This window comes from Allomuricauda sp. NFXS6, assembly GCF_040148835.1.
Lineage (GTDB): Bacteria > Bacteroidota > Bacteroidia > Flavobacteriales > Flavobacteriaceae > Flagellimonas.
In genome coordinates, this window is the sequence record NZ_JAGEMG010000005.1 from 230,742 (window position 1) to 256,322 (window position 25,581).

Consider the following 25,581-nt stretch of genomic DNA (forward strand, 5'->3'; position numbering starts at 1 on the left):
TTTGTTATCGTTAATTAAGATTTAATCCACTTTTGGGCTTGTGATTTCTCGGAAATATCGAAATACTTAACTTCCGAGCTAGTGAAAAAATCAGTTGCCTTAGCCACCCACTCCTGCCATTTTTTGTTACCCACAAAGGCTATCTTGCCGTAATCTCCCAAGTGTGCCGAATCAATTTTTAGGTCTTCCCAAAAGCCTTTAAGGGTATAGCCTTCAAAATCTTCCATTTCAATATAGAAATCCACTTTATGGCCTTTTTCTATGATGTTGTGGATGAGCGGATGCATCTTTTCCATATCCTTTTCCGTAAGTTTCCCGCTGATTTTAGCGGCAATAAGATGTTCCTGTTCTAAGTTTATTATCTGTACCATTTTTGTATATTTTTTAATCAATCTAATTAAAACAAACGTGCAACGGAAGTGCCAATAACCCTTCCTGCATGGCCCAATAACCTCCTGTTTCTAGTTGCACTGTGCCTTTTCCTTACCTATATACACCAGGGCTTCGGGCAAATCTAGTTCGCGCGTGGCATTGCCCGTGCGTATATAAAACCGTGACCGTCCCTCAAGGTTCACATATACCGGCATTTGGGCTGGTAAAATCTCGATACAGCACACTTGCTTTTGACCAAACCCAAAAAATGCTACGTTCACTAGCGTACAAAGATGGGTTCCCAGTTTTTGAGCGATCAATTGCATCAAATACTGCTCAAAGCCATCGCTGTCCGGCTTTTTAAGCGTATCGAAATCCTGTTGCAGGCCCAGAATGGTTCCCCCGTCATCGACACCCATGAGCAACTTGCCCCCCTCGGTGTTCATAAACCCGGCAATGGTCTTTGCAATGATAAGCTCAAGTTGTTTGTTTACCTTGCCCTGCCGTACATCCCATCGCAAGCTTGACTTGAATTCCACCCGGCTGCTCTCTCCCTTGTTTATGAGTTCGAGAACGGTTTGCCTGTCCATCCGTTGCCTGTTCAGTTGAAAAATCTTTTTTCTGAAAAAGACCATCAGGGCAAGGCTGCTTCCCATTGTCCCGAACAACAGGTTTCTAAGAATTTGGTCAACATCGACAACGTTCCATACGGTTTTGAAGGCTTCAAGAAAAAAGCTTGACCAGTGACCGGAATCGCCCGACCGGTCAAAGAGAAAAAGGGATAGGCCCAAGGGTTGCAGTATAAATACCCCAAAGGCAAAGCCTGCCAAAAGCCATATCCCTATTTTTCTTCTTTGCATAGATAACGGTGTTATGGTCGTTCGGTCAAAAGCAAAACACTGTTATTTTTTGTTCTTTAACAGGAACGTCTTTCGTTTTTCAAATTCCTCTTCGTCGATTTCGCCCCGGGCGTACCGCTCTCTCAGGGCTTCCATTGCGGTGTCCCTTTTTCTTTTCTGTCCCGGTGTGGGGTAGGGAATTAAAAATATCCAGAAGATGAGGATTATCCATAACCCCCACCATATCCAGTGCATTCCCCCAAAATACCAATCGTCCATCATAATTTTCTAGATTTAAAGATTCATGTTTCAGTTACTATTGAAATTGCTTGTTTGTTCGAGCCAGTTGTTGGCCATGTTTCCATCTTCAGGTCCGAAATATTTTATGTGGGCTTCGCTAAACGGCAATAGCGATTCGGTAAACCGTTCTTGCCAAGTTTTTTCGCCCACCAAGGCTATTTTCTTAAGCCGTGTTTCTTCGGGAAAGGAAAAATCCAACCTCTCACCGCTGCTTTTCTTCACTCCTTTTTTGCGAGGCTCCATTTCCATATACCAAGCGGCTTGTTCATTGCTTTTCAAATGTTCATTCAGGGCCTTGACCAAGGTCGCCCCATCATCGGCATCCATTTCTTGATCTGCGATGGTATATATGATTTGGTCTTTTTTATAGATTGCTATCATCGTCGTATTCTTTTGATGTTATTGGCCTTTAAGGCTACTCCAAATTGCCACTGCATTTATTGCATACTCCCGTTACGACCAGATTGATATCGTCTGCCATATATCCTTGAGGCAGGTTTACCTGTGGGATTTTACGATCGGTCAAACAAACGGTCTCGTTACACTGGGTGCAGTGAAAATGTAGGTGCAGGTCGCTGCCCACCTCACATCCACAGTTTTCCTCACAGAGTGCATATTTCATAATCCCTGTACCGTCCGCTATCTGATGTACAATATTTTTTTCCTCAAATGTTTTCATCGTCCGGAAAAGGGTGCTCCTTTCCGATTTCTCGAAAAAATTCTCTAGCTCTCCCAAACTGATGGCTACCTCGCTTTGCAGTAACTTTTTATAGGTCAACAGTCGCATCGGTGTGGGCCGTATTCCCTTGCTTTCCAGTTTTTTGACAATTCTTTCCATTTTAAAAGGGGTTAAAGATCGTAGCGTTTAAGGGATTTTCCTGTTTTGATCTGAAAGGCATCCTCAATATAGGATAGATAAATGATTCCATCCCCAGGTTCGGGCGTTTTACCATTTTCTAATATGATATCTATGGCTGATTGCGCCTCCTCATTTTGACATACCAACTCCACTTTTACCACCGGGCTATCGGTTATATTAAAATCAAGGGAGGGTCTTGCTCCTTTTGCTTTGAACGCCCCGGTACCCTCCGCCTGTGAAAGCGTCATACTTTTAAAACCGTTATCGCTAAGGGCTTCGATGACCCTTTGTATCCTGTTCGGTTTAACAAATGCTTTTATTTCTTTCATTTTTAAAATGTTTAAATTTTTAATCGATTTTGAACCGGGCATGTTTTCTAATTTTTAACTAACTAATTAAGATGATAAACAAACCCGGAATCAAAATCCTTGATTTTTTAGAGAATTAATGTCCGTGCTCCAATTCGCCTTTCACCATTTCTGAAGAAAGGGTATAGGCCCCATTGATAACCACTTTTGAACCATATTGAAGGGGTTCCATGGGATTTATGGAAACAAAGCCCAAATCGATAACCCCTACCGATACCTGCACCATTTTAAATTTGAGCTTGCCTTCTTCCTGGGCATCGCCATCGTCAAGTACAAAAATGAACGACTTTTCACCCTCTTTGATGACCGCTTCCTCGGGTACTGCCAGAGTGTTTTTTTCATCCTGTACAATCCTGCCCTCTACATACATACCAGGCAATAAATCCCTTTCGGGATTTTCTATATGGGCGTGGATATGCACGGCCTTGGGATCTTCCTCGAAGGTCTTGCCTATGGAATGTACCTCAGCGGTAAGCAGCTCGTCTGGTCTCGAGGCAACACTGAAAAAAATCTTTTGCCCTTCTTTGACCCTCGGGATGTCCTTTTCATATACCTTTAGATCCACGTGTATCTTAGAATTGTCGCTTACGGCAAACATCTTGGATTGTGGTGCCACATAATCGCCAAGGCTTATCAACACCTCATCGACAAAACCGCTAATGGGACTTATAACGGGTACACCCTGATATATTTTACCATTGGCGATTTCGTCAACATTAAAGCCCAATAGCCGTAGTTTTGCCCGCATTGCATTGACCGAAGAGGTCGTGGAACGATATTTGGATTGTGCCATCTGAAATTCCTTGCCGGATGAGACCCCTTTGTCATAGAGGGTTTTTTTTCGTTCGTAGTCCTGATCCAAAAAGACCAGTTCGTCATTTTTCTCCTGAAATTCCTGTTGCATCGTTATGATATCGGGGTGTTCCAAATAGGCGAGAACCTGTCCCTTGCGCACCTTATCACCCTCTATAACAAGTACCGAGCTTATATTGCCGCCCACAAAGGGGCTTATATTGGCCCTGTCCTGTGGGAAAAGTTCGAGTCTGCCCGTTACCTTGATGTTGTTGCCCAGGCTACGTTCTTCCAAAGGTTTCATTTCGAGGCCGATGGTTTCCGCCTGCTGTTGGGTAATTTCAACGGAACCTTCTTCTTCCTCATGGCCGCCCTCTTCTGCATGGGCCTCATTACCATGCCCTTCTTCCCCTTCCTGTAACGTCTCTTTAGTGGTCGCTTTGCCCTCATCATGGCCTAATTCTCCCTTTTGCCTACCGTTGCAGGAAACAAGGAACGCTGTCAAGGCCAGGATTGATGTCAATGTAATTGCTATATTTTTCATTTCTTTTTCTTTTAAATTATAGGTTGCCCAGTTGATATTGAATTTCAATGGCCTGCTGGTTATACTGATTTATAAATTGTAAGTGGTTCTGTTTTATGCGTATGGCACTATTAAGGATAGTGATATAGTTTACATAGTCTATCTCGCCTTCCCGGGATGCCAGTTCTGCCGTGGCAATTTGTTCATCGGCCAACCGCAGTGCCCCTTTTTCGTAATACTCAAGACTTTTTTGGGTTTTTTCCAGAGCCTTAACCAATTGGGCCAACGTGCTTTCGGTCATCGCCTTCTGTTCAAGGTATTGGCTCTCGGCCAAAATCGCATCGGCCTTTGCCGCTTTCACCCTGTTCTTTTGCGGTAAGAACCACAGGGGAATACTTATTCCCACTTGATAGGTGTTAAAGCCTGAAACGTCGTCAACTGTTTGCCTTCCATAGGTTAGGTTGAACTTGGGCAGGAACTGTGATCTCTCTACCTCTACATTGGCTTCGCTTACGGCCACATTCTGTTCGGCAAACTGTAACAAAGGGTTCTTATTTATATTCTCCGAGGGTGAATCCAGAAACCTTTCCGCCCAAGCGGTAAAAGGTTCGTCAGCTATGTCGATGGGGTCATTAATGCCCAGATATTGCTTCAGCTGCCTTTTGGCAATCTCGATATCATCGTAGGCCTGTTGCCTGAGTACCTGTATCTGCTGGTATTCCGAAGAGGCCGCAATGTATTCCAATTTTCCCGTCTCACCGGTATCGTACCGCAGCTTTGCGGCCGATTCAAAGTCTGTATAGACGCTGTCAAGGCGCTCGGCAAAGCGCAGCTGGGCGGTATTGTACTGTATCTGGTTGTAGGCCAGCATCACATTGCGTACCAATTGCTGTTCGCTGAGCTCATACAGTTTTTCTCCCAAGGCTACCCTTTCCTTGAAAAACTTGGATTTGGAAAAGCCCGACAGTAGATCGATATTTCCCTGTTGAACACCAATCACGGTCTGAACGCCGGGCACACCGCTGCCCGTTTCTTCCTTACCGGTAAATACTTGGGTGTTCCCCAAATCGAAGCTTGTGCCCCTTAAGGCCTTCTCCCGTGCAATGAAGGCCTCGCCCTGTTTTAAGGTTGGGTAATACTCCCTGGCTTTGTCAACGGCCTGTTGCAGGGTAAGGGTCTGGACAGGATCAGGTTCTTGGGCAACCACCGTACCCGATGACAAAAAACCACTTACGGCAAGTAGAATCCCGAGCATAGGCAGACTGTTCTTTACATATCCGGTATCTCCGTTGTCGGATTGTTTGCGCTGCTTTCTGCTCTCGAGCCAGTTGTAGAGGACGGGCACCACCACAAGTGTCAACAAGGTGGCCGTAATCAAACCGCCAATTACCACAGTGGCCAACGGTCTTTGTACTTCAGCACCCCCCGACGTGGAGACCGCCATTGGCACAAAACCCATAATGGCTGCCGTAGCCGTAAGCAATATTGGCCTCAATCTCTCGTGGGTGGCCTCTTCGATGCGTTTTTTGATATTTGTCATTCCTTCTTCTTTTAAATCGTTGAATTTGTTGATGAGCACTAGTCCATTGAGGACGGCCACGCCAAAGAGTACGATGAATCCCACTCCGGCCGAGATACTGAAGGGCATACCACGTAACCAAAGGGCAAAGACCCCACCAATAGCTGCCAACGGTACTGCCATATATATCATCACCGATTGTGAAAATGATTTCAAGGCAAAGTACAGTAGGATAAAAATCAATACCAGGGCAATGGGTACCACCACCATAAGACGGTCTGTTGCACGCTGTAAATTCTCAAATGAACCACCATAGGTAATATAGTACCCAGGAGGCAGTTCCAGTTGTTCATCAAGTTTTGCCTGTATTTCCTCGACCATTGACTTAACGTCCCTGCCCCTAACGTTTACACCAACATAAATCCTTCTATAGGTATTATCACGCGATATCTGCATCGGCCCCGGTTTATAACTAATATCCGCAACCTCTTTTAATGGAACTTGGTTGCCATTGGGTAAATCGATGTACAGGTTTTTAAGATTGTCAATGTTCTTACGATAGGCTTCCGCCAATCGTATTACCACTTCAAACCGTTTTTCCCCTTCAAAGATGACACTGGCCGCTTCACCGGCAAAGGCCGCGCTCACGTAATCATTGAGCTTTTCAATTGTAACTCCGTACTGTGCCATTTTCGCACGATTATAGACAACGGTCATTTGAGGCAAACCGCTAGTGGCCTCTGCCCTTACATCACCGGCACCCGGCACGGTCTGAATTATGGATGCCATTTCGTTGGCTTTTTCAGCCAGAATGTCCAAATCTTCTCCATAGAGTTTTATGGCTACATCTTCCCTTACTCCGGTTAGCAACTCGTTGAACCGCAGCTCGACCGGTTGGGTGAACACGAAGTTCACCCCCGGGATGACCGATATTTTCTCCTTTATCTTTTCTATCAATTCTTCTTTACTATCGGCACTCGTCCATTTACTTTTATCCTTTTCTAGGATAACATAGCTATCGGCGATATCCATTGGCATCGGATCCGTAGGGATTTCGGCAACTCCAATCCTTGAAATCATTGTCTTGACCTCTGGAAATTCATTTACCAGGTTTTGTAGTTTTTTGGAAGCTTCAATGGATTCCGTTAGGCTGCTTCCAGGTTTTATAAGGGCCTGCATCGCTATATCGCCCTCATCGAGTTTAGGAATAAACTCACCCCCCATACCACTGAATATAAATACCGCAATGGCAAATAGGGCGACGGCGCCCAACACTACACCAGCCTTGAACCGTAGAGCAAAATTCAACAGCGGTTGATACCCCTTGTGCAAGGTTGCCATAATTTTATCGCTGAAACCTTCAATCTTATGTTCAAACTTGGCGAACCAGTGGTCTGGGTTTTTGGCGGGACGTAGGAACAGGGCGGAAATCATCGGCACGTAGGTGAGGCACAATATAATTGCCCCCAAAACGGCAAAACCGAAGGTGAAGGCCATTGGACGGAACATTTTGCCTTCTATTCCAGTAAGGAAGAGGATAGGGGTAAAAACAATCAGGATAATCAATTGACCGAAAAAGGCCGAGTTCATCATTGTACTGCCCGATTCATAGGCCAGTTCGTCCATCTCTACTTGCGTAAATACGGCCTTGGATTTTTTCAGCCGCATCTGTATATGGTGCACCATACCTTCCACAATGATGACGGCCCCGTCTACAATGATACCGAAGTCGATGGCACCAAGGCTCATCAGATTTGCCCAAACGCCGAACTGCCTCATCAATATGAATGCAAACAACAATGAAAGCGGGATGACCGATGCCGTAATAAGGCCCCCACGAAAACTACCCAATAGCAGGACAAGTACAAAAATCACGATCAACGCGCCTTCCACGAGGTTCTTCTTTACGGTACTGGTAGTTCGCGCTATAAGTTCACTTCGTGAAAGAAAAGGTTCTATAGTAACGCCTTCGGGAAGTGATTTTTGTATTTCAGCGATTCGCCCTTCCACATTTTCGATGACATTGCTCGGGCTCTCGCCCTTGAGCATCAAAATCTGCCCGCCCACGCTTTCGTGCCCGTCCTGTGTAAAGGCGCCATAGCGCACCTGGTTGCCATAGCCTACTTTTTCTGCAACATCGCTTACCAGTATGGGGGTCCCGTTTTGAGTCGTGACCACGGTATTTTTTAGGTCTTCAAGACTTCTTGCGAGTCCTTCGCCCCGAATAAAATTGGCTTGATGATTTTTTTCAATATAGGCACCTCCGGTATTTGCATTATTTTTTTGAAGTGCCTCGAATACCTGGCCCATCGTGATGCCAAAGCTCTTTAGCTTATCGGGATTTAGGGCAACTTCATACTGTTTGACATACCCACCAAACGCGTTTACTTCCACTACGCCGGGCACTAGGGCCATTTGCCTTTTTACCAGCCAGTCCTGAATGGTACGAAGCTCCATAGCATCGTATTTGTCTTCGTAGCCCTCCTCGACTTTTAAGGTATATTGAAAGATTTCTCCCAAACCTGTAGTTATGGGTGCCATAAATGGTGTACCAAAACCTTCGGGAATTTCTTCAGCAACTTCAGCTAATTTCTCCTGCACCAATTGCCGGGGCAGATAGGTACCTGCTTCATCCTTAAAGACAATGGTAACAACTGACAATCCAAAACGGGATACCGAACGCAGCTCGATAACGTCAGGAAGGTTTGCCATTGCCAATTCTACGGGATAGGTCACGAATTGCTCAATATCTTCAGTACCTAAATTTGGGGCAACGGTAATAACCTGTACTTGGTTGTTGGTAATATCAGGTACAGAACCCAGATTTATAGTGGCCATAGACCATATTCCGGTGCCTATTAGGGCAACCATAAACAAACCGATTATAAATTTGTTGTTTATGGAAAATGAAATGATTTTGTTAATCATAGAAAAAGTATTAATTCAGTTTAAACATCGCAATGCAATGAGATGCAATGCATTTAGAATGTGATGCTTACGTTGAAAGCATCACGATAGGATAGAGCTATCCTTAAAAAAACTGAATTATACTTGAGGGGGTTGGTAAAGGGAAAGGGCAAAATCTTTGCCAAGGCTATCAAAATGGGCAAAGTTTTCTTGAGAAATCACGGATTGAAGCGGTTGAAATTCGGCTATATCAAAATCAATTGTATGCACGTGGCAACAATGGCACTGGCAGAATGGTGAACACAGCTCACAATCTTGGTCGTGATTGCCATCATAGTCCATTACCGAAACGACCTGGGCGTCATCTTTAGCTTTGCCCGAATCGCCACAGGGCACTACATTGAGCGCCAAAAAGTAAAAGGACAATATGATTGTTAAAAATTTCACGGTACAAAAATATAAAAAAATCGATGCAACGCCTATGCAAAAACTGGAAAGACTGAAGAATTGGTAGTCTACGCTTTTGCGTCAAAACTTAAGAAATAACCTTTTTACCAATTCCAACTACCATACGGATTCATCATTTTTCAATTCAGGATAAAGGGTATTGAGCAATGGTCTTCTCAATTGGAAAAGTCCAATCCTTTTCCCATATCCTTATTATTCTTGTTTGATTGAACACTGGCAATATTTTGTGGTTTTACATTTGATTCCTGATGTTGGACATTTCCTTTATGTAGATTTTTATTTAGTTCGTTACTGTATTGCATCATTCCTGCTTGCACAGCATTCATGTGATCGTCGGTCGGCACGACACTTTTGAACATCGGAGTTTTTAGATTCAACTCTTTCGCCAATTCATATCCAAGATTGAATGCCTTTTTATACTCCTCATCAATTTTTATATTTTCTTCCATGGCTAAAAAGTTTCACGAACGTGTGCCTCGATATATTCATTAATAGAATCCCGATCGTACAGAATTACTTTCTTTTGAGGTTGGGAAAACCTGATTTTACCCTCGTCCCGCAGTTTTTGCAAAGTGGTGGTGGATTTTATTTTGAGATGAAACATTGCTTCCTCGCCGTCAATCCATTTTTCTGGCTTATCAGCTCTTTTTTGCTCTAAATATTCCACTACCTTGTCAAACAAGGCATAGAAAGCTTCTTCTTGTAGGCAAACTACTTGCATCGAATACAATTATAGAAAAGTACAAGGTACCCTAATAATCCAATTGTATTCAAATCTTTCGACAAAATACCCGAACTACTGGATGTTCTTAAAAGTTTACTACCTTTTCTAAGGCATCATCGGTTTCTTTGTGCATGAAATTCGATTGATAGTTAACCGTTGTTGTAATCGAAGAATGACGATACAGTTTTTGAAGCATTTGAATAGGTATTTTATCGCCAGAAATGTTTCCAAAGCTATGACGGGCTATATGCATAGATAGTTTTTTCTCAATACCCAGTTTTTCTCCAACGATTTGCAATCGCCGGTTTAAATTTCGGGTTACGGTTTTAACCCTAGTTGCTACTCTTTTGTCATCTTTCAAATTGGTGCCTTTTAAAAAAGGAAAAACCAAATCATCCTTCCCCCTCTTTTGAGCCTCAAAATACTTAAGAATTTCTTTGGTCTTATCGGGAACGACCAATGAGACAAGTTTCCTGTTCTTCCCCATACGATAATATAAGCGATTATCTTTAAAGTCGGACCATTTTAGTTTTATGACATCAGCAACCCGAACACCCGCAAAGTAAAAGCTCGTTAGCCATACGTACACCGCATGAAGCTGTGCTTTTGTCAAATTGTCTGCGGTTTCAAGTAATTGAACCTCTTCCTTGTTCAATCCGATTTTTTCGCTTTCAGGAAACTTAATCTGTATTTTACCTTTTCCAAATGGGTAGTTCCTATCATCAACATGATATTCCTTTCGGGCAAAATTATAAATGGTGCGGATAAGCATTAAATAGTTTATCGCCGTTCTTGGAGCGACTTTTCGTTCATAAAGAAGATATGCCTCGAACCTTTTCAATAAGGTGACGTCCAAATCGGTAAAGGAAAGCTCTTTTCGCCCTAAATAAGTTTTAAAAATCTCCAACCTCTTTTCTTGATTGTATTGTTGATTGAACTTTTTTCTTTTTAGGAGATTCGCCAAAAAAACCTCACTTACTTTGAAAAAATCATATTTATCCTCTCCCACAATCTTTTTAGTGATTGTAGCTACAGATTGCTTTTTTTCGCTTGATTCAATTTCCAAAGCCATGTCATGCGCTTCAGTAATCTTTTTCAAAAGCATGTTATTAAGGCGTGAAGAATTAGGATGACTTTTTTTAGCCAACCCCTTTGTTTGGTCCCAATCCTTTTCAAGAATGTACTCACCTGTAAAAAGGAACTTGGACTTTCTATCTTTTGTTATTCGTAGGGCAATTGGGAAAGTCCCGTCCTTCTTCTGATAATTCTTGCGTAATACTATCTTTACAGTCGCCATAGTGTTATTTTTTGCCTTATAAAGATACGAAATCTATGTACAACATATGTACAACAAATCATGTTTTAATATGAATTTTTATGGCTTTGAATAAAAATTGAACATCCTTAAATATCTTATAAACAATTGATTATCAAATCAAATAAGCCCAAATGGATTCAAAAGACTCAGGATTCATAACCCGGAGGCCGGGGGTTCAAGTCCCCCTCTCGCTACTAAAAACAAAGTCATTTAACTGGATTTCAGTTGGGTGACTTTTTTGTTTTCTCCCAAGTCTTTTTTTCATAACTTAAGGCTTTAAACCAACCTTCGAATGAATTATTTCAAAAAGTTAGGAACTGCCAATATATTGATGCTGATTTTATGTGCGTTGATCATTCTTGTGGCAGAGTACCTGTTTCTTAATGGTAACCCCGAACATGGTATATTTATAGGTCTTTGGGCACCCACTCTTTTAGGTGTCATGATTTACTTAAAGCTTGTGGACAATGACAGCAAATGATATCGTTTTATGGTTTTCCATTCTTGTTGTTGTACTGGTTGCTATTTGGGCCATACTTATGATACGAGCTTATAATAAGGCAAATGAAGGAAAATGAATTAAGTGAGTATTCCTACGGTGGGTTAAGGCAGTGTTTTGAAGGGTGATTATATTATTTTTGAGAAATTCTGTTTATCTACTAAAAGTAAATTTAAGTTGATGGAAGAAACGCTCAATCAACCTTAAGTCCTCTGTAATGATCTCAGCAGAACCTCTCATTTCCTGCTTAAAGTCTATTTCCTTATTGTAAGAGGTAAGAAGTTTTTCGGGTAGTGCTACATCGATATAATAAAATCCTTCGTCATCGGGAATTTGGGAAATACTTTTGACTTGACCGTATAATGTCCCAAATTCAGTTTCAGGATAATTTTCAAGTTTGACATTAACACGTTGGCCAACCTTTATCTTTCCTGAATTTTGTGCCGGTGTTTTTAGTTTGGCAAAATAGGATGTATTCTCGTTGGGAACCACAGTGAACACCAAATCTCCTTGACTAACCGTTTGGTTTACGTTCCAATATTTCAAAAAGGATACCTTGCCCTGTATTTCGGATTGCAGGACGTAATTGTATTCCCATTCCTTAGTCGCTTTCTTCAATTGGTTAAAGGATTGAATGACGTTCTTGAGCAAGGCCATTTCTTCCTTTACCTGATTGATTTCTGTTCCTTTGGACGTTTTATGGGCATGGCTTATGGCTTCACGTATTTGTGAAATGGACGATTCAAAATTCTTAAAGTTCCTTTCGGCTTGGGCATATTCCAATTGCTTGCCCTCAAAATCTTGAGCAGAAATGACACCCTTATCGAAAAGGGATCTATTCCGTTGCAATTCCTTTTCCTTAAACTTCAGTTCCGTCCTATTGATATCTCTTTGCGATTGCAAACTTCGTAGCCTATTGTTCAATTCTGAAACGGAATAGCTATTTGCTGTGGCTTCACTTGCAAATGGTTGTAATTGCTTGTTTAACTGGTATTGGATATAGCTGTTCTCAAACAAAGCGTATTGTGATTCAATATCGCCCAAAAACAAAATGGAAATACTATCAATGGGGAAACTGAAATTCCTTGTGTTGACCTGAACGGTATCCATCATCGCCTTTAATGAAAAGACATCCCTATAGTTTGCAGTGTTCTCTATAATCGCCAATGGCTGTCCGGGCTTGACCAATTCATTCTCCTTTACCAAGATAGCATCAAATTTTCCCGTGGTCTTGGCATATTCTTTTTGGGGCGGGTCGAGGGTTGTTATCGTAGCCTCGGAAACTATGATATCAGGATATTTTACAAACCATGACAGTAGCAAAACCAAAAATATTAAGGCAAGGAACAGCATATTGCCCCACCGTAACATCCAGTTTGGTACTTTACTAAGTATTTCCTGTACTTCTTCGCTTCTTAATTCTATATCTTCTAAGCTACTATTGGGCATTTATTTACCGAGTTCCAATTGGTTTTTCACTAAATTATAGTAATCCCCTTTGTTATTTATCAATGTTTCATGGTTTCCAACTTCAACAATCCTTCCTTTATCCAGTACCACGATTTGATGCGCATGTTTTACCGTGCTCAACCTGTGGGCAATGACCACTACCGTTTTATTTTCGAAAAATGAGTTGAGATTTTCCATAATGACTTTTTCATTATTGGCATCCAATGCGCTAGTTGCCTCATCGAAAAACAAAAAATTCGGATTTTTATATACAGCTCTTGCTATTAACAGGCGTTGCTTTTGTCCAGTACTCAAGCCTACGCCTTCCATACCTATTTTTGTATTATATGATAGTGGCAGGGTCTCTATAAACTCTTTTATATTGGCTACATCTACCGCATGGGCCAACTTTTGTTTATCCACGTAATCCTCTCCCAACGCAATATTGTTTGCTATGGTATCGTTAAAAATGTAGCCTTCCTGCATAACCACTCCACACTCTTGACGCCATGTTTTTTGGGACACATTTTTAAGGTCATAATTCCCCAGTTTGATTTGTCCTTCTTTGGGATTATAGAATTTTAGCAACAATTTCATTAGGGTTGTCTTCCCGCTTCCGCTTACCCCAACGATTGCCGTTACCTTATTGGCTGGAATGGCAAGGTTCAAATCTTGGAGCACCATTTGTTCTGACCCCACATACCGAAATGAAAGGTTGGATACCGATAGACTCTCTTCGGGATCAATATCCCTCACAAAATCAACATCTGAGGGCTCTTCGTCTTCCTTGTTATGTATTTCCGATAAACGGTCTAAGGAAATTTTGGCATCCTGGACTTCCCTTATAAAATTTATGAGCTGTGTAATCGGAGAATTCAATTGTCCTACAATATAACTGATCGCCAACATCATACCCAATGTAATATCACCATCAATGACCAATTTTGCGGACAAGACGGTTATGAGTATATTTTTTACCTCGTTGATAAACCCTGAACCTACACTTTGGTATTGCTCCAAGGTCAAACCTTCAATGGAGACCTTAAATAATCTTGCCTGTAAAAACTCCCAACCCCAACGTTTTTGCTTCTCGGCATTATGAAGCTTGATTTCCTGCATGCCGTTTATGAGTTCTATGACCTTGCTTTGTTCTTGGCTTATCTGGGAAAAACGCATGTAATCTATATCCTTACGCTTTTTCAGGAAAATGGTAATCCAAAGGAAGTACAAAAAACTGCCCGCCAAAAAAATAACGAACAATTGCAGACTGTAATAAGCCAATACAAAACTGAACACCACCAAATTGACCATGGAAAATAGTACATTCAATGACGAGTTTGTCAAGATTTGTTCAATGCGCTTGTGATCATTGATGCGTTGTAGAATATCACCTGTCATACGAGTATCAAAAAAAGCGATGGGCAGGTTCATGAGCTTAATAAAAAAATCCGATACGAGGGAAATATTGATACGTGTACTCAAGTGCAACAAAATCCAGCTTCGTATGACCTCTATTGAAGTCCTACCTATAAACAGGGCCAATTGCGCAGATAGGATAAGGTAGATAAAATGGATGTCCTGATTTTTTATTCCTATATCCACTATGCTCTGGGTCAAGAACGGAAAAACAAGCTGAAGCAAACTCGCCGCTATGAGGCCGAAGACCAGTTGCCATAAAAACCTTTTGTATTTAAAAATGTACCTGCTGAGGAACGAAAAGCCAAAAGTTTTTATGTCCTCTTTGAAATCGGTGTCAAAAAATTTGGCCATGGGTTCCAACAACAGTGCAATGCCCTCCTGGGTCTGTTCATTGGCGTTGTTCCCTATCCAATTCTTTAAAAACTCATCTTTATTGTATCTCAAAAGACCATACGCTGGATCTGAAATATAAAATTTATCTTTTTGTATTTTGTATAGTACAACAAAATGGTTTTTGTTCCAATATACAATACAAGGCAATGGAGCTTCCTCCAATCTTTTTGAATCGATTTTTACTCCCAAAGAACGAAAGCCTATTTTTTCCGCAGCCCCGCTTAAACCCAATAAACTACTACCTTCCCTTGTGGTTTCACTTAATTGACGGACTTGTTGCAGCGAAATGGTATTGCCGTAATGTTTGGCAATGATCTTGAGACAAGTAGGACCGCAATCTTTGGCATCTGCTTGTTTGTAATTTGGGAACGCTTTAAGCATTTTTTTTTACCAAGTCTTGCATACCATAATATTCAATGGCTTTTTGCTTTAATGGGTTGGTACTCCACTCCTCCCATTGGTTTGTGTATGGGTCATATCCGCATTTTAAGGGCCTTGAATACTGATCTTTAGGGTTTTCCAGATATGCTCTACAATCTGTACAGATATACCTAAACTCACAGTCCTTGCAAACAGTAATTTGGTCTTTGGTGATGTTCCAGTATTTTTTAAAATCTGGATTGTCCAAAGCTTCTTGTAATGTGGTATTGGTTAGGTTTCCAAAACTTCGAGGCATTGATGGACAGTTTTTGATATTGCCATTCACATCAATCGAAAGTTTTTTATTCAGACAAGAGTTTTTGTTTAAAGATTCTGTGAATTTTTCAAGATTGATTTCAAATAAAGACATAGAAACTTTACCACAACACTTTTCATTTAGAATATTGCTCTGGACAAATTTTATCTTAGGGGTTTCAAGCTTTGGATTTAATTTACAATTAAAAAGCACAAAATTTACTTTCATATTTGTCTGACAAATCAATTTAAGGTTTTGTAGCTCCATTTCCGAACTGTACCTAACTAAAACTTCAACCGAAAAAATGTTTGAACTTTCAATTTTATTGAGTTCCGTACTTAGCTTTTTTAAGGTAATCGGTTCAAAAATTCTTAATTGAATATGTCTGCACCCTAATGAAACTAGTTCTTTATAAATACTTTTAGAAATTTTAAAAAAGATGGAACTATTGTCAAGATCTATAATGGAGTTTGTAATCTTGGAAGGAGAATCCCAACTAAGGTTTAGTTTAGGCCAATTATCAAGGGTACTGGAAAAAAACAGATAATTCTTGCTTTCTAGATAATACAAAAATAACAAAATGTTCTCCCAGCTTTTCTTATCATAATCCTCTTTAAGTTCATTAAGTTTTTTTTTACTTAATAATTCTAAAATTTCTACATAATTATCAGGAATATTTATATATCTTTCTAATTGTAGGTCACAAATAATATTATTTTGAGCACCTTTGACAATGAGGCAATTTTGATATAACAATACATATTTTAATGGAGATGCCATAACAATTTATTTCATTCGTAAATAGACGAAACCCTTTTATGAAACCTAATATGGTATAATGAAGATGATTTTATATCATCAAAAAAAGTTTTAGCCTTTTCTTCAATATTAGGCTTTTGATTAGTTAAATCTTCTAAATCTAATATGTTAAGATTTGGGGGAATTCCAATTTCACCTTTTTCTTCTTCGTTTTCCATTTGAAGTATTATTCTGAATCTAGGAATCTTGCTATCCTATCTGTTAACTTATAATTGCAATTCTGTGACAAACCTAAAAATTGTCCTGATGGGTTAACCTCTAAAAAATAATAGTCGTCATTGGGGTCTATTATCATATCAATGCTCCCAGTATTTAGACCAACGGAATTTCTAAACTCCACTAGCTTTTTAACTATATGTTCCGATAATTTAAATGGTACCATTCTTACTATTCTAGGATTTCCATCCCTATAATCAATTTTAGAATCTTCATGTGATTGACTGAAAATTGCCGCAGTGAAAAATTCATCACCAATAAAAAAAATTCTTAATTCAAATTTTTTTTCAATATACTTTTGAAACAGAGTGAGAGGAAACAATTCAGAGAATTCATTTAAATTATCAAACAACATAATACCTGAACTTGGAGTAATAATTTCATCTCTAAACAAAATACTGAAAGGATGTTTAATTGGTTTAATTATTATCTTCTTATGAAGGGCCAAGAAAGTTTGAACTTCCTCTTTGTGGGATGTAATCAAGGTTGGCGGCACAAGAATTCCAGCATCACTTGCACGATGTATATTCAATAATTTGTTTACATGCATTTCATGAGAGTACGACCCCAACGTCTTTAACTCTGTTCTTCTTGAAATAAAATTCCTAATTGTATCAACATTGGTATGAAAATAAAAATTAAACATGTTTGAAAAACTGTCATACGGAACATCCTTCATTATATGTCCCCTCCTGTACCAGATTTTTTTTATATCATTTAACTTGAATTTAAAATCCCCGTTATTCAATTTAAACCATATAGTTTTTTTTTGATTACATAGTTCAATAGAAGTTTGTACATCGTCTATATCCGTGTTAATTCGAATATATTTAGTCTTCAATCTCATTACAACAAAATCAGTAGTAACATCTGTTGATATACTGAATATTAAAATCAAATCGAATCAATTTTTCGGGTTATATTTTAAATTCAACTTGATCGAAATAGGTAAGTTAGCGCCAGTTTCTTTTGAGTAGCACTCTAATGAAACGGCACCAATTCTATTACGCTTGATATTTATTGAATCAATATCGTTGGTTTCAAATGCTACATAGTCCTTATTATAGTTTTCATCGAATTGAAGAAAAAAACCCATGCTTTGGCGATTTATTCTTAAATATAGTTCTTGATCAAGCATTTGCCCTACATATGCGGGGCTAATGTTTCCTTTGTCTATTTCCTTTAATAGATATGGAAAAATAATTTGCCTGAAGTTTCTGGAAGTATGTAGTAGAATACCTGCGGCTTTATCATGTCCCATCTTAGAAAAACTAGGAAACCCTTGAGTAAGGATAATTTTTTTTAATTTGATGGCATTAATACTATCCAATTTCTTTTGTAATTCTTTTATTGAATCTATTTCCGACTCAAAAAAGAATTTAGCTTTCTTCCTATAAAATTGGTCATCAGTTATCATTTTATTTACCTCCTTTTTCAGTTTTTGATCAACTTTATTTTCCCAAATTGAAAAAAGGTTATTGAAACGTGTTTTTGTAATTTTATAATTGTCAGGCAAATTCTTAATAATGGAATCTTCGGCTATTATCTCCCACTTTAAACCTCCATTTGTAATTGCATCTTCTAAAAAGTCCAGACCTTCTAGATATTTCTTTTTTTGGAAAAACGCTTTTGCCAATAAATATTGATCGTTCCTGTGTGGAGTAGGATTGCATCCTTGTGGCCTCACTTCAAAAGCATCTAAATAGAATTTAATTGATGAGTCAAAATCTTTTGATAAATATGAGCAATAAGCTTTGTTTGCTATTTCGTAATATTCTAAACAGCCATTCTGGGTTTTTTCTTGGTTAATGGAGATATTCCCAAAAAAAAGTATTATATAAAAAAAGATTCTAGTATTCAAAATGTAAAAAATTATAAAAGAGCTAAATTAAAATGTGATTTTCATGACTGAAAATCACATTTTATAATCAATAAAAGCTTCTTAGCAAATGGCTCCCTCAAAAGATTTGAACAAGTAACCTTCCTCAGTTACACGATCAGAGCCTCCTGTAGTTCCATTAGCCCATTCTGTATGAATGTCACCCCCTGCTATTTTTTCTAAATTATCTTTAGACAGTTCGACTTCTTGGAATTCATCAAGATTAAATCTGAAATTCTTCATAATTACGATATTTATTTACATCCTACTCTATTATGGCTTTTCGGAATCCGCCATGAAATCATACTATAAAATCCATTCGGAAAACTCTTTTCGTCAATGTATTTTGCAGGAAGCATATTTTATTGTTTTCAACATTTGTTCTTTCATAAAGCTTGCTCTTTCCAATCAAACATAAAAAGACAATCATATAGTTTACTTGCTCGCTGTGTGTCCGTGAACAAACTCTGTTATAAATAAAGTAAAATATCCTGTGCCATATTTATCCCAATTGACGGATGCCCCCTATGAATTGACAAAACCCCTTTCCGATCTGACGGATGGAAGATTTCCATAAAAAGTGACCCTCAAAAATGCTGCTCAAACCTTACTTTTGTGATATGAAGAACACCATCTCCGAACGCATTGCCGACTTTCTAAAAAACTATCCGCCATTTAACGCTATGGAATCGGCTCAACTGGAGCAACTGTCCCTTGAGGTGGTAATTATCCACAAGGATACCAACAACATTGTTTTTTCCCAGAACGAAAGCCCGCACGCCCATTTTTATGTGGTGAACAAAGGAGCTGTTGCCCTTTCCAAAACAGGATCCAGTCAAATTTTGGATATCTGCGACGAAGGTGATGTTTTTGGACTCCGCCCTTTGTTGGCCAACGAGAGCTATAAATTGGAGGCCAAGGCTTACGAAGAGACCATACTCTATGCCATCCCCATAAAGGATTTTAAACCTTTGGCCCTGGAGAACAAGCGTATCGGTAATTTTTTGATAGAAAGCTTTGCTTCCAATACCGGGAACCCCTACTCTATCAAACACCGCGGCAAGCTGTATGGAGACAGCAGTGATTCCAATCAATATTCCAGTGATAAAATATTGGACTTACAGCCCATAAAATATTCCACAAACCTCATCACTTGCAAAAAAGGCACAAAGATCAAGACCATTGCCAACAAAATGACCAAGCACAATGTAAGCAGCATATTGGTGGAAAAAGACAATTTACCGGTTGGAATCATTACCGATAAGGATATCAGAAAAAAAGTGGCCACAGGGCTGTTTCCCATCACGGCAACAGCCAAAACCATTATGTCCTCCCCCATTATCACCTACCCAAAAGGGCTTACGTTGGCACAAGCACAAATGGCCATGATGAAGAGCAACATCAGTCACCTTGTTCTTACCGAGGATGGTACTACGGATACCAAATCCGTAGGTATTCTGTCCAAACACGATATAATGTTAGCGGTCGGCAACAATCCAGCAGTATTGCTCCGAGCTATCAAAAGAGCGACCAGCGCCAAAAGATTACGAGGCATTCGACATGGTATCATGAACTTGTTGCAGGGGTATTTGGATCAAAACATCCCTTTGGGATTGGTTTCCAAAATAATTTCAGAACTCAATGATGCATCGACCAAACAAGTCATACAAATTGCATTGTCCAAAATGGAGGAAGAACCCCCCGTAAAATTTACTTGGCTCAGTATGGGAAGCCAAGGTCGTGGGGAACAATTGTTGAATACAGATCAAGACAATGCCATTATTTTTGAAGACGTTCCCAAAGAACAATTGGAAACAACTCGAACTTATTTTTTAAAACTGGGAGAACGCATTGCCAAAATGCTCAACACCATAGGTTTTGAGTATTGCCCGGCAGATATGATGGCCTCGAACCCTTCTTGGTGCCATAGTTTAAGTGAGTGGAAAGACGTCACCGCACAATGGATCCACAATCCGGGGACCGATGAAATATTGTTGTCTTCCATTTTCTTTGATTACAATGTGACCTATGGAGAGAAAGCTCTGGCAGATGAGCTTTCCCATAGCATTTTCGATCATGCCAACCACTACCCGCAATTTTTCACCCATTTAGCGAGCGGGGCCTTACAAAACCCCTCACCATCAGGATTCTTTAGAGACTTTTTAGTAGAGCAAGATGGAGAGCACAAGGACTTTTTTGACTTAAAACTCCGTGCCTTAATGCCTATTATCGATGCGGCTAGGGTGCTTATACTTTCGCATTCCATCAAATCCATAAACAATACTGCGGAGCGCTACGAAAAACTGGCGGAGCTGGAACACAATAATAAAGAACTATATCTTGCTTGTTCCTACGCTAGCAAGGCATTGCTCAAATTTAGGACTAGACAGGGTTTACTGCACAACGATTCGGGTAGGTATATTGCCTTGGATCAATTGAACAAGGAGGAGAAAATTAAACTTAAACGAACCTTTAAGACGGTGAAGGATATACAATCTTTGATTGAAGTAAGGTTCCAAGTAAAAAATCTGTTGCGCTAATGTGGCCGTTCTCTAGCAAGATAAAATTGGAGCTTCCCGATTTTTGGCGGGAGTATGAGGCCTATTTCAAGGAAAAGCTTCCGGAGGATATTCACGAGAATACCTTTGTTGTATTGGATACAGAAACCACGGGGTTTAGCATCACCAAAGATCGGATGTTGTGTATTGGGGCACTCAAACTAATGGACAACAATATTGTGGTTAAAGATAACTTTGAAGTCTATATTAAACAGGAACATTACAATAAAGATAGTGCAGAAATCCATGGAATTCTGAAGAAAAGTAAAAGGAACAGCATCTCTGAGCTCAAAGCTTTGAAACAGTTTCTGGCTTATGCGAAAAATCATATCCTTGTTGGGCACCATGTAATGTTCGATGTTAATATGATCAATGCCGCTTTAAAAAGAAATGGATTGCCCAAATTGAAGAATAAAACGTTGGACACCGAATCCCTTTATGTTAGAACCTTGTTGATTTCTACTGTAGTGCAAAGAAAAGAAAGATACTCTTTGGATGATTTGGCTAAAAAGTTTAGTATCTCTTGCAAGGACAGACACACGGCATTGGGCGATGCTTTTATTACCGCCATTGCTTTCTTGAGAATAGTAGAAAAATTAAAACCCAATAAATTAAAGGACCTCCTTAGATAAAGAGGTCCTAGTATATTTATTCACCAAAAGCTACTAAAGGCTTTCTTTCATAATGGATTCTACAATTTCTGGGTTCAACAAAGTTGACGTATCCCCTAGGTTGCTGGTATCCTTAGATGCAATTTTTCTAAGAATTCTTCTCATGATCTTACCACTTCGTGTTTTTGGCAATCCTTCGGTAAACTGAATCTTATCCAATTTGGCAATGGGTCCAATATGGTCTGTAATTAATTGATTGATTTCCTTTTTGAGATTATCACGGTTACGGTCCTCACCCGTTTCCTTCAAGATAATATACCCGTACAATGCATTTCCTTTGATATCGTGAGGGAAACCAACAATTGCCGATTCAGCTACTGCTGGGTGTTCGTTAATAGCATCTTCTATAGGTGCTGTTCCCAAATTATGCCCGGAAACGATAATCACATCATCTACCCTACCCGTAATTCGGTAATAACCTACCTCATCTCTAAGGGCTCCATCGCCAGTAAAATATTTTCCTTCAAAAGCAGAGAAATAGGTATCCTTATATCGTTGGTGATTTCCCCAAATAGTTCTGGCAATGGATGGCCATGGATATTTGATGCACAATCTTCCATCAACTTGATTACCCTTAATTTCCTTACCATTTTCATCCATAAGGGCAGGTTGAATCCCTGGCATGGGCAAAGTAGCATAGGTCGGTTTTGTTGGGGTAGAAAACGGAATTGGTGAAATTAAGATTCCCCCTGTTTCCGTTTGCCACCAAGTATCTACAATAGGACATTTTTTTTCTCCAACGTGATCGTTATACCAGTGCCATGCTTCCTCATTGATAGGCTCTCCTACAGTTCCCAAAACTTTTAAACTTGAAAGATCGTACTCCGCAACAAAATCCAAATTTTCCTTGGCCAAAGCTCTAATTGCAGTTGGGGCAGTGTAAAACTGGTTCACTTTGTGTTTTTGGACCACATCCCAGAACCTCCCAAAGTCAGGGTATGAAGGAACACCCTCGAACATTACTGTAGTAGCACCATTGGCCAAGGGGCCGTATACAATATAAGAGTGTCCTGTAATCCAGCCGATATCGGCCGTACACCAATACACATCCTCTTCTTTGTACTGGAATACATTTTTAAATGTATATGCGGTATAAACCATGTATCCTCCTGTTGTATGCACCATTCCTTTGGGGCGTCCGGTAGAACCAGAAGTATAAAGGATGAACAAAGGGTCTTCAGCATCCATAATCTCAGGTGCACAGTCCAAGTATGCTTTGTCCAACAGCGGTTGTACCCAAACATCACGACCTTCTTTCATGGTAACATCACCTCCTGTACGTTTGGTGACCAAAACGGTTTCTACATCAGGGCAGCTATCCAAGGCTTCATCCACAATGGCTTTTAGATCTATTACCTTGGTTCCTCGGAAAGAACCATCCGACGTAAGTACCATTTTAGCTCCACAATCGTTGATTCTTGTTGCCAAAGCAGTTGATGAAAACCCAGCAAACACAACGGAATGAATTGCCCCGATACGGGCACAGGCCAATAATGCTATGGCCAAATCTGGGATCATAGGTAAATAAATTACTACCCTGTCCCCTTTTTTGACACCTTTATTTTTTAAAACATTGGCATACCTACAAACACGCTCATGAAGCTGATTATATGTAATATGCCCTGCCTCTTCCTTTGGGTCGTTCGGTTCAAAAAGAATTGCGGTTTTATCCCCTCTAATGCTAAGATGACGGTCGATACAGTTTTCAGTAATGTTCAACTTGGCGCCTTTGAACCAACTTATCTCAGGTTTGCTAAAATCCCATTCCAAGACGGAATCCCATTTTTTTCGCCAATGAAAGTGCTCTTCGGCAACTTCTTCCCAAAATCCCTCGGGGTTTCTCACGGATTTTCGATACACCTGAAAATACTCCTCCAAGTGTTTTATGTGGTAGTTACTCATTATGTGTAATTAAATTTTATGATGCTTTAAAAATAAGGAAAAAGAAAGCCATTTCACAGTCATTTTAATGTTCAGATGCTTTGCCAGCTTGGTTGGGGACACGAATATTTTCAACAATTTCCTGCACTTCTTCAGGTGGTTCAGCTGTAAATTGATTCACCACAATGGCCACAATAAAGTTGACAAGCATCGCTACGGTTCCAAAACCTTCTGGCGAAATACCAAACCACCAACTTTCTTGAAGGTTTCCGACAGCTTCCTTTCCGCCGTCAAAAATTCCAAACTTAAATTTCAGCATGTAGAAAAGCATCAGGCAAAGACCTACAATCATTCCCGATATGGCTCCTTTGCTGTTCATCTTTTTGTAGAAAATCCCCAAAATAATGGCTGGAAAGAACGATGCTGCTGCAAGGCCAAAGGCCAAAGCAACTACCGCAGCCACAAAACCGGGCGGATTGATTCCAAAGTATCCGGCAACAACAACAGCTAACGCTGCAGAAATTCGGGCAGCCCAAAGTTCTTGCTTTTCTGAGAGGTCTGGTTTTAATACGTTTTTAATCAAATCATGAGAAACCGAAGAAGAAATCACCAGTAATAATCCCGCGGCTGTCGACAAAGCTGCGGCCAATCCTCCGGCGGCAATCAAACCGATGACCCATGCCGGTAAATCGGCAATCTCCGGATTGGCCAGTACCATAATATCCCGGTCAACTGTCAACTCGTTTATTTCCGGTGCAGCCACATATTGAATTTTCCCATCACCGTTTTTATCTTCATGGGCAATGAGTCCTGTTTTTTCCCAACGGCTGAACCATTCGGGCATATTATCGTACTCTTTCCCACTAACCGTTTCAATAAGATTGGTTCTGGCAAAAACGGCTACGGCAGGTGCTGTGGTATACAGAATCGCAATGAACAACAAGGCCAAACCTGCCGATTTTCTGGCATCACGCACTCGTTTTACCGTAAAAAAGCGAACGATTACGTGCGGTAATCCAGCGGTACCGACCATCAAGGCGAGGGTAATGGCAAAGACATCAATCGTACTTTTTGAACCATCCGTATAGGCTGCAAAGCCAAGTTCCGTGGAAAGACCATCCAATTTATCCAAAAGATAGGTTCCGGAACCATCGGATAAGGTGTCGCCAAAACCAAGTTGTGGAATTGGGTTTCCCGTCATCTGAATGGAAATAAAGATTGCGGGCACCATAAAGGCAAATATCAACACACAATATTGTGCCACTTGGGTATAGGTGATTCCCTTCATCCCACCGAGTACGGCATAGAACAGCACAATCACCATTCCGATAACTACACCTGTATTGATATCAACTTCCAAGTATCGCGAAAACACAATGCCTACGCCGCGCATTTGTCCGGCCACATAGGTAAAGGAAACGATAAGGGCGCAGATGACCGCCACAACACGGGCTGTTTTGGAATAATAGCGCTCTCCGATAAAATCGGGCACGGTAAATTTTCCGAACTTTCTTAGGTAGGGTGCCAATAGCAGCGCCAAAAGCACATAGCCTCCTGTCCATCCCATTAAATATACGGCACCATCATAACCGGCAAAGGATATGATTCCCGCCATGGAGATAAAAGAAGCCGCCGACATCCAGTCTGCTGCCGTAGCCATTCCATTGGCCAATGGGGAAACTCCTCCACCAGCTACATAAAATTCTTTTGTGGAACCGGCTCTCGACCAGATGGCAATTCCTATATAGAGACCAAAGGACAATGCGACCAGCACATAGGTCCAAATTTGTACATCACTCATTAGTTGTGGTTTTATTCAGTTGGGATTGATTTATTCCTCGTTGTAGCCGTATTTCTTGTCCAATTTGTTCATGAGGCGTACGTATACAAAAATGAGTATGACAAAAACGTAGATGGAGCCTTGTTGTGCGAACCAAAACCCTATTTTAAATCCGCCTATTCGAATGTTGTTCAATGCATCTTTAAAAAGGATTCCTGCTCCGTAGGAAACCAGAAACCATATCATCAAAAGGATGACCAAATATCTGATGTTCTCCCTCCAATAGGCGGTTGCTTTTTTTTGTTTTTCGGACATATCGTATTGGTTGGTTTAGTTATTTGAAATTGCGCGG

The 25,581-nt window shown here is 40.3% G+C and carries 24 protein-coding genes; 2 read left to right on the forward strand and 22 right to left on the reverse strand.

The features are described from left to right. Window positions 1–14: 14 nt before the first annotated feature. From J4E06_RS09770 to J4E06_RS09860, 19 genes are all read right to left on the reverse strand, one after another. Complete coding sequence (locus J4E06_RS09770) at window positions 15–371, reverse strand: SpoIIAA family protein (RefSeq protein ID WP_067035997.1); 357 nt, start codon at window positions 369–371, stop codon at window positions 15–17. A 90-nt stretch (window positions 372–461) separates the two neighbouring features. Beyond that, window positions 462–1,232 (reverse strand): AlbA family DNA-binding domain-containing protein, encoded by a 771-nt coding sequence (locus J4E06_RS09775; RefSeq protein ID WP_067035972.1) that lies wholly within the window; start codon window positions 1,230–1,232, stop codon window positions 462–464. Between the two features lie 42 nt (window positions 1,233–1,274). Further along, window positions 1,275–1,493 carry an SHOCT domain-containing protein gene (locus J4E06_RS09780; RefSeq protein ID WP_067035975.1) on the reverse strand — a complete coding sequence of 73 codons (219 nt, stop codon included), beginning with the start codon at window positions 1,491–1,493 and terminating at the stop codon, window positions 1,275–1,277. A 27-nt stretch (window positions 1,494–1,520) separates the two neighbouring features. Further along, on the reverse strand, window positions 1,521–1,892 hold the full coding sequence (locus J4E06_RS09785) for a SpoIIAA family protein (RefSeq protein ID WP_067035978.1): 372 nt from the start codon (window positions 1,890–1,892) through the stop codon (window positions 1,521–1,523). A 34-nt stretch (window positions 1,893–1,926) separates the two neighbouring features. After that, window positions 1,927–2,349: a Fur family transcriptional regulator gene (locus tag J4E06_RS09790; RefSeq protein WP_067035981.1), complete on the reverse strand. Its 423-nt coding sequence runs from the start codon at window positions 2,347–2,349 to the stop codon at window positions 1,927–1,929. Window positions 2,350–2,360: 11 nt separating this feature from the next. Further along, on the reverse strand, window positions 2,361–2,699 hold the full coding sequence (locus tag J4E06_RS09795; RefSeq protein WP_067036000.1) for a P-II family nitrogen regulator: 339 nt from the start codon (window positions 2,697–2,699) through the stop codon (window positions 2,361–2,363). Window positions 2,700–2,814: 115 nt separating this feature from the next. Then, window positions 2,815–4,074, reverse strand: coding sequence for an efflux RND transporter periplasmic adaptor subunit (locus J4E06_RS09800; protein ID WP_067036003.1), 1,260 nt, complete (start codon window positions 4,072–4,074; stop codon window positions 2,815–2,817). 16 nt (window positions 4,075–4,090) lie between these two features. Continuing rightward, window positions 4,091–8,500, reverse strand: a complete 4,410-nt coding sequence (locus J4E06_RS09805; RefSeq protein WP_067035983.1) for a CusA/CzcA family heavy metal efflux RND transporter — start codon at window positions 8,498–8,500, stop codon at window positions 4,091–4,093. A gap of 117 nt (window positions 8,501–8,617) precedes the next feature. Then, window positions 8,618–8,926, reverse strand: coding sequence for a DUF6660 family protein (locus tag J4E06_RS09810; RefSeq protein WP_067035985.1), 309 nt, complete (start codon window positions 8,924–8,926; stop codon window positions 8,618–8,620). Window positions 8,927–9,102: 176 nt separating this feature from the next. Next, the gene (locus tag J4E06_RS09815; protein ID WP_067035988.1) at window positions 9,103–9,396 is read right to left on the reverse strand and encodes a hypothetical protein; all 294 of its coding nucleotides are present in this window, start codon (window positions 9,394–9,396) and stop codon (window positions 9,103–9,105) included. A gap of 2 nt (window positions 9,397–9,398) precedes the next feature. Then, window positions 9,399–9,668, reverse strand: coding sequence for a helix-turn-helix domain-containing protein (locus J4E06_RS09820; protein WP_067035991.1), 270 nt, complete (start codon window positions 9,666–9,668; stop codon window positions 9,399–9,401). An 88-nt stretch (window positions 9,669–9,756) separates the two neighbouring features. Next, entirely contained in the window at window positions 9,757–10,968 is a 1,212-nt protein-coding gene (locus J4E06_RS09825) for a site-specific integrase (RefSeq protein ID WP_067035995.1), read from the reverse strand. A gap of 673 nt (window positions 10,969–11,641) precedes the next feature. After that, on the reverse strand, window positions 11,642–12,937 hold the full coding sequence (locus J4E06_RS09830) for an HlyD family secretion protein (protein ID WP_349523732.1): 1,296 nt from the start codon (window positions 12,935–12,937) through the stop codon (window positions 11,642–11,644). Next, complete coding sequence (locus J4E06_RS09835; protein ID WP_349523733.1) at window positions 12,938–15,130, reverse strand: peptidase domain-containing ABC transporter; 2,193 nt, start codon at window positions 15,128–15,130, stop codon at window positions 12,938–12,940. Next, window positions 15,123–16,205: a grasp-with-spasm system SPASM domain peptide maturase gene (gene gwsS, locus J4E06_RS09840; RefSeq protein WP_349523734.1), complete on the reverse strand. Its 1,083-nt coding sequence runs from the start codon at window positions 16,203–16,205 to the stop codon at window positions 15,123–15,125. Before gwsS ends, J4E06_RS09835 begins: the two co-directional genes overlap by 8 nt. 11 nt (window positions 16,206–16,216) lie before the next feature. After that, window positions 16,217–16,402 (reverse strand): hypothetical protein, encoded by a 186-nt coding sequence (locus J4E06_RS09845; RefSeq protein ID WP_349523735.1) that lies wholly within the window; start codon window positions 16,400–16,402, stop codon window positions 16,217–16,219. A gap of 8 nt (window positions 16,403–16,410) precedes the next feature. Continuing rightward, window positions 16,411–17,358 carry an MvdC/MvdD family ATP grasp protein gene (locus J4E06_RS09850; RefSeq protein WP_349523736.1) on the reverse strand — a complete coding sequence of 316 codons (948 nt, stop codon included), beginning with the start codon at window positions 17,356–17,358 and terminating at the stop codon, window positions 16,411–16,413. Window positions 17,359–17,364: 6 nt separating this feature from the next. Then, window positions 17,365–18,321 (reverse strand): hypothetical protein, encoded by a 957-nt coding sequence (locus tag J4E06_RS09855; protein WP_349523737.1) that lies wholly within the window; start codon window positions 18,319–18,321, stop codon window positions 17,365–17,367. Window positions 18,322–18,402: 81 nt separating this feature from the next. Beyond that, window positions 18,403–18,582, reverse strand: coding sequence for a hypothetical protein (locus J4E06_RS09860; RefSeq protein ID WP_349523738.1), 180 nt, complete (start codon window positions 18,580–18,582; stop codon window positions 18,403–18,405). Between the two features lie 377 nt (window positions 18,583–18,959). On the opposite strand from J4E06_RS09860, the gene J4E06_RS09865 reads away from it, so the two are divergent. Next, the gene (locus J4E06_RS09865) at window positions 18,960–20,879 is read left to right on the forward strand and encodes a DUF294 nucleotidyltransferase-like domain-containing protein (protein WP_349523739.1); all 1,920 of its coding nucleotides are present in this window, start codon (window positions 18,960–18,962) and stop codon (window positions 20,877–20,879) included. Continuing rightward, complete coding sequence (locus tag J4E06_RS09870) at window positions 20,879–21,529, forward strand: 3'-5' exonuclease (RefSeq protein WP_349523740.1); 651 nt, start codon at window positions 20,879–20,881, stop codon at window positions 21,527–21,529. The genes J4E06_RS09865 and J4E06_RS09870 overlap by 1 nt, the downstream gene beginning before the upstream one ends. A gap of 33 nt (window positions 21,530–21,562) precedes the next feature. Here J4E06_RS09870 and acs read toward each other — a convergent pair whose 3' ends face one another. The 3 genes from acs to J4E06_RS09885 all read right to left on the reverse strand — a co-directional run bounded on the left by acs (window position 21,563) and on the right by J4E06_RS09885 (window position 25,544). Next, a complete protein-coding gene (gene acs / locus J4E06_RS09875) occupies window positions 21,563–23,470 on the reverse strand; it encodes an acetate--CoA ligase (RefSeq protein ID WP_349523741.1) in 1,908 nt (635 codons plus the stop codon). A gap of 64 nt (window positions 23,471–23,534) precedes the next feature. Then, window positions 23,535–25,250: a sodium:solute symporter family protein gene (locus J4E06_RS09880; RefSeq protein WP_349523742.1), complete on the reverse strand. Its 1,716-nt coding sequence runs from the start codon at window positions 25,248–25,250 to the stop codon at window positions 23,535–23,537. Between the two features lie 30 nt (window positions 25,251–25,280). Next, window positions 25,281–25,544 (reverse strand): DUF4212 domain-containing protein, encoded by a 264-nt coding sequence (locus J4E06_RS09885; protein WP_349523743.1) that lies wholly within the window; start codon window positions 25,542–25,544, stop codon window positions 25,281–25,283. Window positions 25,545–25,581 lie beyond the last annotated feature (37 nt).

What these genes read in the sequence shown, in the direction of transcription:
- acs (WP_349523741.1), bottom strand. Translation starts at nt 23,470, where the DNA reads ATGAGTAACTACCACATAAAACACTTGGAGGAGTATTTTCAGGTGTAT.
- J4E06_RS09820 (WP_067035991.1), bottom strand. Translation starts at nt 9,668, where the DNA reads ATGCAAGTAGTTTGCCTACAAGAAGAAGCTTTCTATGCCTTGTTTGAC.
- J4E06_RS09790 (WP_067035981.1), bottom strand. Translation starts at nt 2,349, where the DNA reads ATGGAAAGAATTGTCAAAAAACTGGAAAGCAAGGGAATACGGCCCACA.
- J4E06_RS09805 (WP_067035983.1), bottom strand. Translation starts at nt 8,500, where the DNA reads ATGATTAACAAAATCATTTCATTTTCCATAAACAACAAATTTATAATC.
- J4E06_RS09775 (WP_067035972.1), bottom strand. Translation starts at nt 1,232, where the DNA reads ATGCAAAGAAGAAAAATAGGGATATGGCTTTTGGCAGGCTTTGCCTTT.
- J4E06_RS09770 (WP_067035997.1), bottom strand. Translation starts at nt 371, where the DNA reads ATGGTACAGATAATAAACTTAGAACAGGAACATCTTATTGCCGCTAAA.
- gwsS (WP_349523734.1), bottom strand. Translation starts at nt 16,205, where the DNA reads ATGGCATCTCCATTAAAATATGTATTGTTATATCAAAATTGCCTCATT.
- J4E06_RS09800 (WP_067036003.1), bottom strand. Translation starts at nt 4,074, where the DNA reads ATGAAAAATATAGCAATTACATTGACATCAATCCTGGCCTTGACAGCG.
- J4E06_RS09880 (WP_349523742.1), bottom strand. Translation starts at nt 25,250, where the DNA reads ATGAGTGATGTACAAATTTGGACCTATGTGCTGGTCGCATTGTCCTTT.
- J4E06_RS09835 (WP_349523733.1), bottom strand. Translation starts at nt 15,130, where the DNA reads ATGCTTAAAGCGTTCCCAAATTACAAACAAGCAGATGCCAAAGATTGC.
- J4E06_RS09885 (WP_349523743.1), bottom strand. Translation starts at nt 25,544, where the DNA reads ATGTCCGAAAAACAAAAAAAAGCAACCGCCTATTGGAGGGAGAACATC.
- J4E06_RS09845 (WP_349523735.1), bottom strand. Translation starts at nt 16,402, where the DNA reads ATGGAAAACGAAGAAGAAAAAGGTGAAATTGGAATTCCCCCAAATCTT.
- J4E06_RS09870 (WP_349523740.1), top strand. Translation starts at nt 20,879, where the DNA reads ATGTGGCCGTTCTCTAGCAAGATAAAATTGGAGCTTCCCGATTTTTGG.
- J4E06_RS09865 (WP_349523739.1), top strand. Translation starts at nt 18,960, where the DNA reads ATGAAGAACACCATCTCCGAACGCATTGCCGACTTTCTAAAAAACTAT.
- J4E06_RS09785 (WP_067035978.1), bottom strand. Translation starts at nt 1,892, where the DNA reads ATGATAGCAATCTATAAAAAAGACCAAATCATATATACCATCGCAGAT.
- J4E06_RS09780 (WP_067035975.1), bottom strand. Translation starts at nt 1,493, where the DNA reads ATGATGGACGATTGGTATTTTGGGGGAATGCACTGGATATGGTGGGGG.
- J4E06_RS09830 (WP_349523732.1), bottom strand. Translation starts at nt 12,937, where the DNA reads ATGCCCAATAGTAGCTTAGAAGATATAGAATTAAGAAGCGAAGAAGTA.
- J4E06_RS09815 (WP_067035988.1), bottom strand. Translation starts at nt 9,396, where the DNA reads ATGGAAGAAAATATAAAAATTGATGAGGAGTATAAAAAGGCATTCAAT.
- J4E06_RS09795 (WP_067036000.1), bottom strand. Translation starts at nt 2,699, where the DNA reads ATGAAAGAAATAAAAGCATTTGTTAAACCGAACAGGATACAAAGGGTC.
- J4E06_RS09860 (WP_349523738.1), bottom strand. Translation starts at nt 18,582, where the DNA reads ATGAAGAATTTCAGATTTAATCTTGATGAATTCCAAGAAGTCGAACTG.
- J4E06_RS09825 (WP_067035995.1), bottom strand. Translation starts at nt 10,968, where the DNA reads ATGGCGACTGTAAAGATAGTATTACGCAAGAATTATCAGAAGAAGGAC.